At 51.2% G+C, this 12,706-nt stretch carries 7 protein-coding genes and 1 pseudogene; all 8 read right to left on the reverse strand.

The window, feature by feature from the left end; genetic code table 11:
• A pseudogene (locus C173_RS01375) lies at window positions 1-960 on the reverse strand (hypothetical protein); the annotation flags it as partial.
• 93 nt (window positions 961-1,053) lie between these two features.
• Window positions 1,054-1,497 carry a hypothetical protein gene (locus C173_RS01380; protein ID WP_051477750.1) on the reverse strand — a complete coding sequence of 148 codons (444 nt, stop codon included), beginning with the start codon at window positions 1,495-1,497 and terminating at the stop codon, window positions 1,054-1,056.
• A gap of 251 nt (window positions 1,498-1,748) precedes the next feature.
• The gene (locus C173_RS01385; protein WP_036699238.1) at window positions 1,749-2,471 is read right to left on the reverse strand and encodes a response regulator; all 723 of its coding nucleotides are present in this window, start codon (window positions 2,469-2,471) and stop codon (window positions 1,749-1,751) included.
• Between the two features lie 4 nt (window positions 2,472-2,475).
• On the reverse strand, window positions 2,476-3,633 hold the full coding sequence (locus tag C173_RS01390; protein ID WP_036721752.1) for a sensor histidine kinase: 1,158 nt from the start codon (window positions 3,631-3,633) through the stop codon (window positions 2,476-2,478).
• 57 nt (window positions 3,634-3,690) lie between these two features.
• Window positions 3,691-6,405, reverse strand: coding sequence for a stalk domain-containing protein (locus C173_RS01395; protein ID WP_051477753.1), 2,715 nt, complete (start codon window positions 6,403-6,405; stop codon window positions 3,691-3,693).
• Window positions 6,406-6,661: 256 nt separating this feature from the next.
• Window positions 6,662-10,690, reverse strand: a complete 4,029-nt coding sequence (locus C173_RS01400) for an Ig-like domain-containing protein (protein WP_036721682.1) — start codon at window positions 10,688-10,690, stop codon at window positions 6,662-6,664.
• A gap of 189 nt (window positions 10,691-10,879) precedes the next feature.
• Window positions 10,880-12,082 carry a methionine adenosyltransferase gene (gene metK, locus C173_RS01405; RefSeq protein ID WP_036721685.1) on the reverse strand — a complete coding sequence of 401 codons (1,203 nt, stop codon included), beginning with the start codon at window positions 12,080-12,082 and terminating at the stop codon, window positions 10,880-10,882.
• Between the two features lie 203 nt (window positions 12,083-12,285).
• Window positions 12,286-12,558 carry an alpha/beta-type small acid-soluble spore protein gene (locus C173_RS01410; protein WP_036721686.1) on the reverse strand — a complete coding sequence of 91 codons (273 nt, stop codon included), beginning with the start codon at window positions 12,556-12,558 and terminating at the stop codon, window positions 12,286-12,288.
• Between the last annotated feature and the right edge of the window lie 148 nt (window positions 12,559-12,706).

The raw sequence follows: 12,706 nt of genomic DNA on the forward strand, positions 1-12,706 counted from the left end.
AGCCCGGCTGCGCCCCAGTGCGAGGCAGGCCTCGCAATAGGCGCAGCCGGCAAGGCCGCACGCGGCGCAGGCCGTGCGGCCCGTGGGCACGCTGCCGCAGCGCAGGCAGCGCGGCACTTCGCGGCGGCGCAGGCCCAGCCGCGCGGCGCCCGCAGGGCCGAGGACGGCGGCCGTAAGCCGCAGGCGTCCCTGGAGATAGGCGAGCTGCGCCGCAGCCCGCCAATTCTCCGCCAGCTCCGGGAGCTGCTCGGCCACCAGCGCCTCCGCTTCACCCTGAAGCAGAGAACGCCCGTCCAGCGCCGCAACCAGCCGGTCAGCTCCCGCTGCAAGTACCTTCAGCTCATTCCTCCGTAAGCTCACCTGTTCGTTCCCTCGCCAGTTCTCCCTCCTACTTCCCCGCTCGATAACCCGTTCATCCTCTAGCCAACTCTCCCTCGTACTCCCCCATTCATTCCCCCTCTCCTCCGCCCCACCACTGTTAATCCTACTCGCCCACTCGCTCCTCGGCTCATCCCCCCATTCACATCCCTCTCCAACCATCTGCTTACCGTTCCAGCCCTCCCTACGCTCATGCCCCCAGATCCCCTTGAATTCCCCATCCCCGCTCCATCCCCTGTCCTCCGGCAGCCTAAACAACTCAGCCTCCTCAAAAGGCCACCCTGTGCCCCCTTTCTCTCCAGCAGCCCGCTCCGCCCGGATCTCCGCCTTCAAGAGGACTGCTGCATACTTCCTCCAGGCTGCCTCATCCCAGCGCTGCATCTGGTTCGTGAACTTCCAGGCTGCTGCCAGCTTCACCGCCCAGCCCAACGGCAGCGACCTTGATAGCAGTACAACCCTGTTTTCCCAACCCACAACCCCCTCCGCCTCACCCGCCCACCATAATTCATCCACCGCCAGATTCAATGAAATCCGGGCCTGCCACTCTCCGCCCTGCGCCACCACATACACAGCCACCTTCAATCCCAACGCCTCCTTATCTTTTAAAGCACGCCAAAAAGCACACCGCCCCATTCCTGGAGAGTGTGCTTCACCCGTGACTTACATATTTAGCTGTCATTCGCCGGGCTTGGATGGGGATCTCCCGCTTCCCGGCAATCGCATTATCCGCAGCGGCAGCAGCGGCTCCTGCACCCGCAGGTCTACCGTAACCCCCTGCCGGAGTTCTGCCCTGTCCGCGAGGCCGAAGAACGGCACCGCAGGTGCAAATTCAATAGAAGAGTTATGATAAGCCATCCGTGAGGCTACCGCCATGGTCCTGTCTTCTGAACCGTCATCCACCAAGGTGATCTGCAGGGGCCTGCCGATCCAGCAAGCATACACTGCAAAAACCCTGAGATACCACTCCACCACGGCCTCATGATTACGGGTAATCAGAATATAGTGAAGCCGCTTACCAGTCCGTGCTGCTGCCCGGGTCTCTTCCCGATGATGCAGGAGTTGAACAAGGGCTGCTGCGGATGCATAAATAGAGATAATCCAGATTAACTGGGCGATCATGAAGATGCACCTCCCTCTTATACCCACACTATATGCCGGGGATAAAAGGACGGTGACAGCCCATTAGCGCGGGAGCCCACCCGCCAGTTCAACTTAGGGTACATATTTAAGTTAGCATTTTGCAAAATTCGAATAGAGTGCGGACTGAAACAATACTATGGCTGCAGCTCTCAGCTGCATACAAGTTATGTACCGTTTATAAGGATCATTAGGATTCTCCAAAACGCTCAGTTAAAAGTTTATGAGGGAAGCTATAAAGTTACCCAGCCGTATTTGATCGAATTAATTACAGCCTGCGTACGGTCGTCCACTTCCATCTTTTGCAGAATACTGCTGACATGGTTTTTGACCGTCTTCTCACTGATAAACAGATATTCCCCAATCATCTTGTTACTCTTGCCCTCCGCCATCAACCGCAGCACCTCTGCCTCGCGGCGGGTCAGCGGATTGTTATCGCCTGCAACGAATTTGACACCGGCTTCCTTCACGGCCGTCTCGGCCATAGCACCAGTCTCGTTAAGGTACGTCATGCGCCGTAGCTGATTAATCAGCTTGCCGGTCACCTTCGGATGGATAAAAGCATGTCCCTCGCATACAGAGCGGATCGCATTAATCAGCGACTCGGCCTCCATATCCTTCAGCAGATACCCGTTCGCCCCCTTGCGCAGTGTCTCAAACACATAGCTTTCATCATCATGAATCGAGAGGATAATCACTTTGACATCCGGGAACATTTCACGGAGCTTTTGCGTAGCCTCCACGCCGTTCTCAATCGGCATATTGATATCCATCAGCACGATATCCGGCTTATTGCCGTTGCAGAATTCAAGCACCTGGATGCCGTCCCCGCATTCGCCAATGACCTCGATGTCATCCTCCATATTCAAAATACGTTTAAGCCCTTCACGAAACAATTGATGATCATCGGCCAAAAGAACTTTAATGGGCGCTTTGCCAGAGTTTTGGTTCTCCATCACATTACTCCTTTCCCTTTTCCACATTCGTCGGAATGTGAATTACGATTGTTGTGCCCTGGTTCTCGGCTGATTGTATTTCCATTCTTCCCTCCAGCAATTCCACGCGTTCGCGCATACCCACCAGACCGAAGCTTTCCCGGTTGGCTTGTTCACTGATTTTTTTCACATTGAAGCCTAAGCCATTGTCTTTCACGACAATCTTGATCAATTGAGCCTGATAAGTAATCTCTACCAGTACGTAGCTCGGATAAGCATGCTTCGCCGCATTGGACAGAGCCTCCTGCACCAGCCGGTATACCGCCGCTTCCATTGCCGAGGACAAACGGTGCTCCTTCCCCCTGGTTTCAAAAGAGGTGCGGATCTTCGTCTTCTCCTCATAATCATGCACATACTTCCGCAGAGTCGGAATCAGCCCCAAATCATCAAGCGCCATCGGACGCAGGTTAAAAATCACCTTGCGCATTTCTTCCAGGCTGTATCTTACCTGCCCCTTTAAGTCTATTACTTCGGCTTGTACCAGCCCAAATTCCTGCTTTACCAGCATTCTTTCTACAATTTCCGTCCTTAGGACTAGATTCGCCAGCATTTGAGCAGGACCGTCATGAATTTCCCGGGCAATTCTTTTCCGTTCCTCTTCCTGAGCCAGGATTATTTTGAGTCCAATCATCTGGCGGTTCTTCGCAGATTCGACAATTCGCGTCACTTGACCTAGTTCTCCGGACAGATATTCCAGGACAACGCTCATTTGCGAACCAATCGATTCGGCACGTTCTACAGAATTTTCGACACTGCGAACCCGCATTTGCAATTCATCGCGTCTGCTCCGCAGATAAGCCTCCCTCTCCCTGGTCATCATCAGCTCCAGCTGCAGCTCCGTCGCCTTCTCATAGGCAATCCGGATATCCTTCTCCGTATAGCGGACAAAATCCCGGCTGACCTCTGTCAGCCGGATCCGGGAGCGGTGGTACTGCTGCTCCAGCTTGTCTACCTTTTGCAATGTTTCATCCGTTTCTTCCATGACCCGCTGCAATTCTTTGTTGAGTGCAGCAAGCTCATCGCGTGCCACCTGCAATATTTCGAATATCTGATACTTGCTGCTCTCCATCACGTCGATGGTGTTTTTAATCACCCGATCTATCGCATCGGCTTGAAATTCCACGGATGCTTGCCCCATTTCTATCGAATCGTATTAAAGGCTTTCCTTTATATTAACATATCACGATTCGATAGTTACGGTCTTAGTGTTCTGTTCCCATTTTACAGTGAGTCCGAGCTGTTCTGTCACGAGTCGAAGCGGTACTAAAGTCCTGGCATTCAGAATCATCGGTGCTACTTCAGCACTCTGCCGCTTCCCGTTCAATACGAACTCCTTCTTATTCACGGTCAGATCCAGCGCCTTAGAGCCCCGTAGGACCATAATCTTCTTAGTCTTCGCATCCCAGACCGCATTGCCGCCGAACGCGTCCAGAACATATTTTATCGGCACATACGTACTGCCGTCCTTCACGATCGGCGCAACATCAATCGGCCGCTTGGTGCCGTTAACCGTCATCGCCTTGCCTCCAATGCTCATCGCCGCCGTCCCTTTGGGCAGTCCCGCCTCACTGGAGAGCGATGGCATCACGAAGGAAATATTATCAAATGCCACTGTCCCTGTCTTGGCCCGTTCATCCTGGCCTTCTTCTACATTTACCACGTAAAGTCTCTTAAGGGAAGCTGGAAATTTAATCCCTGAGCCGGACAGATCGATATTAAGCGTCTTCCAGCCGTTCCAGTCGATAACTTTCGCCAAATCAATATAGGCCGTCTTTCCGCTGGCATCTGTCAGCTCGGCACGCATCCAGTTCAGGCTCATGTCCCCCATCACATCGACTGACATGGAGGTTGCCGCCGCCGGAATATCCTTGCCCTTTGTACCGTTGAACTGGGCGTATGCGTACATTTTACCGGTGCCTGCACTCATATCGTAGCTAAGCGATAAGACCTTCGAGCCTGCACGCTCTGCGCTGCCCGCAACTACTGCTGCTGTTCCAGTAACCCCTGCCGCATTGGTTGTGAACGCGAACGGATAATTGGCATTCTCGAAATCCTCCCACGCCGTAGCAGCTGCAGTAGACAAGACAACCGCCGTGCTGAAGCCGTCATAGCGGGCAATCGCATATCCGGTAGTTACGCCGGGATCGACTGACTCCACTTTAAGCTTGCCGTCCCCCACACTTCCTTTGAAGCCGATAAACTCCCACTTCAGTGCGGTTGCCGGAACAGCTATCGTTCCCCCGCTCTTCGACACCGCGCTAACCGGAACCGATACAGTGGCTCCTGCTTGCAGCGGTGCAGTTGCTGTACCTGCAATCAGGCTGGACAGGTCTTCTCCGCCCAGAACGGTGACCTCGGTCTCCGCACTCGCTGTTCCGCTGGTCGCCTTCAGCTTGACGGTTCCCGGCTTGACGGCCGTGGCTTCGCCCGCATTCACAGTCACACTCCCGCCGCTTGCGGTCCAGGCCGGATTAGCCGCCGCTACATCCACCGGATTGTAGTACGTATCATAGCCCTTCAGGGAGTATGTGGCCTTTTGCCCGATTAACAGTACCGAGCTGCCGCTGATCTTGATTCCTTTCACTTCACCTTGCGGAGCAGAAGTATATACTCCCACGCCGTTAACGATTGTGCGCTGCTCCTTGCCGTATTCGGTATTGAAGGTAAGCGTAGTCGAGGTTTCAGCCAGCGGGCGGTCTACCATCGTTGTAGAGCCCCCTCCGTCCAGATTAATTCCTTTCCACACCCCGATATTCGTCATGAAGGATTGCAGCTCTGTCAGCGACAGACCCGCACTATTGCTGTTCTTCTCAGCTGCAATGACATATACGTACCTGCCATCCTGGGAATAGCCCAGCGCTGTACGCGCCCGGTACCCGCCAATGCTGCTTGTAGAACGGGAGAACGACGACGCCTTGCCGTTATTGACCAGAATCGTATGCCCCCCGATCATCATCTGCAGCGTAGAAGGATCGAGCTCCTGCTGGGTGGTTTTGGAACGGAGCAGATAGGTACTGTTTATCTTTTGTCCTACAACCAGATGTGCCTTGACGAACTCGGCAGCCAGCCCGTGTGTACGGAGAATATAGGCTCCCTTGGGCACCTTGACCGGCAGAGCCGAATCCAGCGAGATCTGGGTAATGATATCATTCTCTACCAGCACCTCTGTCGGTGTAGTAGAGCTGCCCTTAGGCCGCTCCAGCGCTGTCCACGCATCCGTGTAGATATAAGCGGCATTAGCATGACTGTAAGTCGAGCTGCCGCCTTCGGGATTGTAGGCCCCTTTGTTGATGCCGGACAGCGGGAACTGGGAGCCATCCTCTGCGGTCAGCATCCCCTCAAACGTATATTCATCAATGATAGGTTTACGGTCCTTGGTTACTGCAAAAGCATACATTCCGTTTAGCTGTGAAGGAGTGGACACCAGCACACCGCCCGATACCTGACCGCCAATCGGAGCACCTTCTCCGCCGGTATTGAAGTAATCCCCATTCACCGCCGCGACGGCTCCTGTTTCCGCCGCCATGCCCCCCGTGCTCTGCCGTGTCGTCAGATTCCCGCCTTTGCCGGTCATGACATCCAGAGAGACATAAGGATTATTCAGATCGACACGAATGACGCTGGCCAGTCCTGTGGCACTCTTACCTGAACGCACCGTGGTAAACTTATATTTCATCATCATCGCACCGGAAGTGATAACCTCTTCACTCAGTTTTGTCGCCGAGAAGGACGCTGCTGCTTGTGCTACCGGCGCAGTGCCTGCACCCAGCCATCCTGCACCTTCACTCCCGACAACCGGCATGATCCAGATTACACCCGCCAGGGATGCAGCAATCCATTTTTTAGCAGGCGACCATTGACTTCCCCGTGTTGACTCAGTACTCTTTTTCCCCATGAAAAGCTCATTCATTTCAGTGTAACTCTCCCATCTATTTGTACTCTTCTACCTCGCTATCAAGACCTGGATATCAGTTCATAGTAATAGACTATACCTTTAATAGACTGAATTCAGCTCGAAAAGTTGCGAAAATTGGAGAGAACTAGCAGGTTTTACCGGATGAGCGGGGTCACGCTGGAGCTGTCCAGGTATGCTAAAAAAGCACCCGGCCCATAGACCGGATGCTCTGCTTAACTATACAATTCCCTTGCTCTTACAAATAGCCTGCTGTCTTCAGCATCCGCTGCAGCATGACCGCAGCCTGCCCTCGGGTAGCATTACCCTGCGGCTGGAATTGCGTGGTGCTGACTCCCTGAATAATCCCCGCCTTGACTGCCTTGGCTACAAATTCGATACTCTGGCTTAGAATCCTCGCCCGGTCCTTGAACGGGCTAAGCGTATCCATTACCGATGCACTCAACGTTACAGGCTGCCCCGTGTACTCCAGTGCTCTCACCATCATAATCGCCATCTGTTCACGGGTAATTTTATCCTCCGCGCGGAAGGTCCCATCCGTATTGCCGGTGATGATGCCGGCTTTGGCTGCGGCTTCTATGAAGTCACTTGTTTGTGTAAAAGGACGTACATCCTTGAACTGGGAAGCTCCACCGCGTACTGCCTGTAAACCTAAGCCCCGGCTGAGCATCACAGCGAACTCAGAACGGGTGATCGGCTGATCAGGCTTAAACGCAGTTCCATAGCTGCTATCGATGATATTTTTGGCGGCTAACTCTGCTACAGCAGTCTTACTCCAATGGGAGGTCATATCTCCAAAGGTACGCAAGGAAATGAACACCCCCACTACCTGGTTACCATTCGTGCGTGCACTAACAACGCTATTACTGCCCACTGTAGCAATTTGGGCCGGCAAATAAATAGCATCATTGTATGTCGAATCTACACCGGCGGCCATCGTTTGGGCGGAGTTCAATACAGCAGCATTGCGAACAGTGTATTGCCCTTTTACATTTAATTCCTTGGCATTGGAATAGTTATCTTTAATTGAACCGGTAAGACGTAAATCCATAAGACCGGTAACGTTACGCATGGCCTGGGTTCCGATTTTTTGTTCGAACGAATAGAACGTCCCGCCAGGAACACTTTCCATACGCAGCACAAGTGAGACCTTATTGATATCTGTTCCCAAACCAGCAATTAGCGAATTCACATCAATATCGCTTAGTTTTACACCATACATATGATCTCCGTACCGGATAATCAGTTTTGCATTCTTGTTGCTTGCGGCTGCATCCGATAGAGCTTTTAGGGGAACGGTAACATAGGCTGACTTCTCTGTAGAAGGAACCTCGAATACCAACTCATCCCCACCTGCAAGCTTCAGATATTCATAACTGGCAGCCATACGCTCTGCATTCAGATCATATCTTTTAACCATTTGTTTGTAGACCGAAAGATCTGTAACCCCAAGAGCCGAATCACTCTTCAGTAACGGATACTCCTTGCCAAATTCACTGGCAGGCAGGGTTCCGAGGTAAGAAGGGCGACTTCCATTTCCGGCTACAGCGGTAGTCAGATTCTGAACAGATAATGAACTGAAGGAAGGGAGTGAGTTCCCATTCGTGTCTGTAATCATCCCCGCACCAGACAGGTAAGAGAGCTCTACCTTCTGCCCGGCAGTCACTGCTTGCGAGAGATTCAGTTTTAAAAGAGTCCCGGACAAGCTGAAATCCTGAACATCAATACTGCTTCCATCAGCCTTAATCCCAAACTGGTTAGCATACAATTTCGAAGATGACTGCATGCTCTTGGTAAAGGTAACATTAAGTTCATTGCCTTTCACTGTAGCTATGCTGATCTCGGATACTATCGTGGCTGAAGTTACAGACACTGGCTGAAGATCAACATAGGCTGCACGATTACCATTCAGATCACTAAGTCCAAGAGTACCTGGAACATAGGATACCGTCACTGTTCCGTTAACTGGCAAAGCAGTCTGAAGGGTCAATGTAGCCTGCGATCCACTTACCGATACATTGGTAACATAGTTTGGTTTGCCGCCAACCAGTACAGAGAACTGGCTATTCATCGGTAAATTAATCGTAGACAGACCTTCGTTATAATTCAAAAGGATCTTATTGCCCGCTCCTGTCGCATTCTGGAACACCGGCGGCACATTATCCTTACTATTGCGGATATTAAACTCAGCGAAGTTTGCAATATTCTGCCCTAGAGAGCTAACCAGCGGATACGAACCGGCGTAGTAGGATACCCGGACCGACTCCGAATTGCCCACCTCGGAACCCACTGTTAAATAAAGGGTGTTGCCGCTGGAGCTGATAGAATTCACCCCAAGCGAATACCCGTCAGTTGTTACCATAAACTGATCATACGCATAAGGAGAGACCGTTTTGAGCGTATCATTGAAGGTCAGTGTCACTGTTCTGCCAGTAATTCTGCCTTCTTTGGGCGTAGGGAGCGCCGATTCTATAGTATTAGTGATCTGCTGTCCAGAAAAGGTAGGCGCAGCATTCCCGCTCGTATCCTGAATCGTCCGCACGCCGCCGGTATAGCTGATTTTTACATTCTGGCCTACAGCGATGCCTGTACTAATCACTACAAATACACTGTCGCCTTGAATATAGGCACTCTCAATATTCCGGATTTCCTCATTGACGGTTACCCCGAAGCTGGAAGCAAGCAGAGCCACTGAAGCATTAAGCGTCTCATTATACCTCAGGCGGATCGTCCGGTTGTTCTCCAGCACTGCGCTCGTCAGCGATGGTGGAGTCTTATCTATGGCTACAGTGCGGAAGCTCCAAGACTTGGTACCGCTTAATCCCTCATACTGCACACTGGGGTCTGCGGCATCTGTGAAAGCTCCTTTGGCAATATCAATATAATAGATCGTATCTGATTCCAGTGTTGCGGACGGCTTAATAATGAATTCTTTGGCAGAGGCACCTTGTTGAACTGTCGCCGCCACTTTAGAACCATTACTTTTGTACAGAACAACCCCGTTCGTGACGGTGCTATTATTGATAACATCCCGGTTGAAATTAACCGCAATCGTTTTGGAGATATCTACTGACTCACTGCGGTCCGCTGGTGTTAACGCGGTTACAGACAGACTTGTCAGTGATGCCGTCGTGAACGTCCAGGAGTACGGACCTGAGGCCGGAAAGAGATGACCATCCTGATCATAAAAAGCCCCCTGCGGTATAGTCACTGTATATAGTGTACCGCTCAACAGCGGCGAGGCTGTGGAGGCTGGCAACAGTGTTATTGTCGAGCTTCCCCCACCGGTAACATTCGTTGAATTGACATTCAGCCATCTTGTTCTAGGGTCCCCTGCACCTGGAGAGACCGAGATCACTCCAGAAGCCGGACTCATCGGGCGGTCGAAGTACAGCCTAAGGGCTCCACTAACCGATGCGCCAAAAGATGCATTGGCCGGAGCCGTAGAAGCAGAGATAGTACCCGTGCCGATCGTGGAGAAGCTCCAGCCGCTGCCGCTCGCTATCCCCTGATAGGTTGTATTATTAGCATCCTTGAATGCATACGCATCGATAAGGACATAATAATTCCCGCCGGACGGAAGCTTATTAGCCAGTGTCAACGTCACCGTTGTCGAGGAATCTGCACTCTGGAATGCTACCCCAGGTTCTCCATCTCTGATCGCAAATTCTTGTATAACCGCGTTATCCGCTGACGAGAGCAGCCTGACGCTGCCTCCTCCGGCTGTAAGGACTCCAGATAAGCGAATACTCAGCTCCGTTAAGCTACCTGCCTCTACTCTGGAATTGATGGCAGGAGACATGCTGCTTGCTGTAATCGCCGGATTTACCTCCGGGGCTGTCGTGAACTTCCAGCTTGTTGCCGCAGATTCATTGCCTGCACTATCCTTAAACAGCCCCTTAGGCACACTTACGCTATATGTTTTGTAGGGAGCAAATTTAAGGCTGGCGCCTAGCTTGATCTCGTAGCTTGACGAGTTTCCGATTAGTCCTGCACTCCCGACTGCAATTTCCGTAAATACCGTTTCAGTATTTACATCTGTAATGGTGATTTTCCCGGCTTGCGGGATCACCTGGCGGTCAAAGCCAAGCCCCAGCGAAGCCCCGACATTTACAAAAGCAGACCCGTTCGCAGGAGACATGTTGATTCCGAATTCCGAAGCGGCGTATACCGCTGATGTATGTATACCGATAGCCGGACTGCCCAGACCAAGCAGCAGATTGCCTGCAATGATAATTGCCGTTCCTATTCTTAATTTCTTTCTCATTCTTAAAAAACCCCTTTCAGCCCTTCCAGCACTTCTTGTATTTGTATACTGTTATATTTCGGCTAAAGGGCTTCCAAAGTTTAGAAGATGAAGGCTAAGGCCACATCGGCTTGCTCTTTTCACAAAAAAATGCCCACACATCACCCTCTTCATGAGGGCTTCTGTATGGGCATGTTTATTCTTAATTTCTTAGATTCCAGACTGGGCCTTTAACAAATCCGCCTTATCCAGGCGTTCCCACGGAAGGTCCACATCTGTGCGGCCAAAATGTCCATAAGCAGCTGTCTGTCTATAGATAGGCTTACGCAGATCCAGCATCGAAATGATTCCCGCCGGACGAAGATCAAAGTTATCGCTGATCAGTTGAACCAGCTTCTCCTCACTGATCTTGCCCGTTCCATATGTATCCACATTGATCGATACAGGGGTAGCAACACCGATAGCATACGCCAATTGAATCTCGCACTTGTCAGCAAGGCCGGCAGCGACCAGATTCTTCGCTACATAACGAGCCGCATAGGCTGCAGAACGGTCCACTTTGGTCGGATCTTTACCGGAGAAGGCTCCGCCGCCGTGACGGGCATAACCGCCATATGTATCCACAATGATTTTGCGTCCAGTCAGACCGGCATCTCCTTGAGGACCACCAATAACAAAGCGGCCAGTAGGATTAATGAAGTATTTAGTGGCTTCATCCAATAGCTCAGCCGGAACAACCGGAAGAATAACATGCTCTTTGATGTCTGCCTGAATTTGTTCAAGGGTAATTTCTTCTGCATGCTGGGTAGACACAACAATAGTATCCACACGCACCGGCTTGTCGCCCTGGTACTCAATCGTAACCTGGGTTTTGCCATCCGGACGCAGATATTTCAAAGTTCCATCTTTACGGACTTCCGCCAGACGCCGGGCAATCCGGTGAGACAGGGCAATCGGAAGCGGCATAAGCTCAGGTGTCTCATTCGTAGCGAACCCGAACATCAGACCTTGGTCACCGGCACCAATGTTAGCAGTCTCTTCAGCTAATGACGCAGGGTCCCGATGCTCAAGAGCAGCGTTTACACCCTGGGCAATGTCTGCCGATTGCTCGTTCAACGAGCTAAGAACCGCACAAGTATTATAATCAAAGCCAAACTTCGCGCGGGTATAGCCAATTTCCTTAATAGTATTACGTACGATTGCCGGAATATCCACATATTCAGATTTAGTGCTAATTTCCCCGATGACAAGCACAAGACCTGTTGCTACAGCTACCTCACAAGCTACACGGGCATTAGGATCGTTAGCAAGAAATGCATCTAGTACCGCGTCGGATATCTGATCACAGATTTTATCGGGGTGTCCCTCCGTTACGGACTCAGAAGTAAACAGATGACGCCCTTTGATCGACATATACAACAACCTCCCATATTGTTGATCTGACACTGTATTCAAGGGGGCTCCCTAGTAGATAACAGGCCAAATATAAGTAGTAGAATAATAATGGCCAATGCCTGTTTTATTCAAAAAATGAACCTTTTCCGGATGGAAAAGGTCTACGGCCTTCCTCAAAGGTCATATTATCTTATTTACCGGTGGCTGTCAATTGAAGCCAGTTATGCGAAAAGAGACTGCTCTGCCTGTTTGATCAACCTCTTTGTGATTTCCCCGCCAACAGATCCATTATCTCTGGAGCTTAGATGTCCCAGATATGGAGTACCTCCAGAAACACTTGCTCCGCCAATCGTCCCCAGCTCAGAAGCAAACTCCGTATCCATCCCTCCGCCGTACGAAGCTCCATATAATCCGAATTCAGAAGCAATTTCATATTGCATTTGTTTCAGCATTGCCCGGCTTTCTGGTACCACACTGCGATTTGTACGTGCCATGTTACAGCACCTCCTGCGAATTTTTTTTAAGATTACAGGTGGTATTGTGTACGAATCGCAAAGGCCTGAGTCGGCTTAATGTTTGTCAACTGTGGGAATGAGTTCCGGTGTATATGGAGGTCCAAAATAGGGCATTCTTTATATAGAA

Origin of the sequence: Paenibacillus sp. FSL R7-277 (assembly GCF_000517965.1) — a bacterium.
Taxonomy (GTDB): domain Bacteria; phylum Bacillota; class Bacilli; order Paenibacillales; family Paenibacillaceae; genus Paenibacillus_AQ; species Paenibacillus_AQ silagei.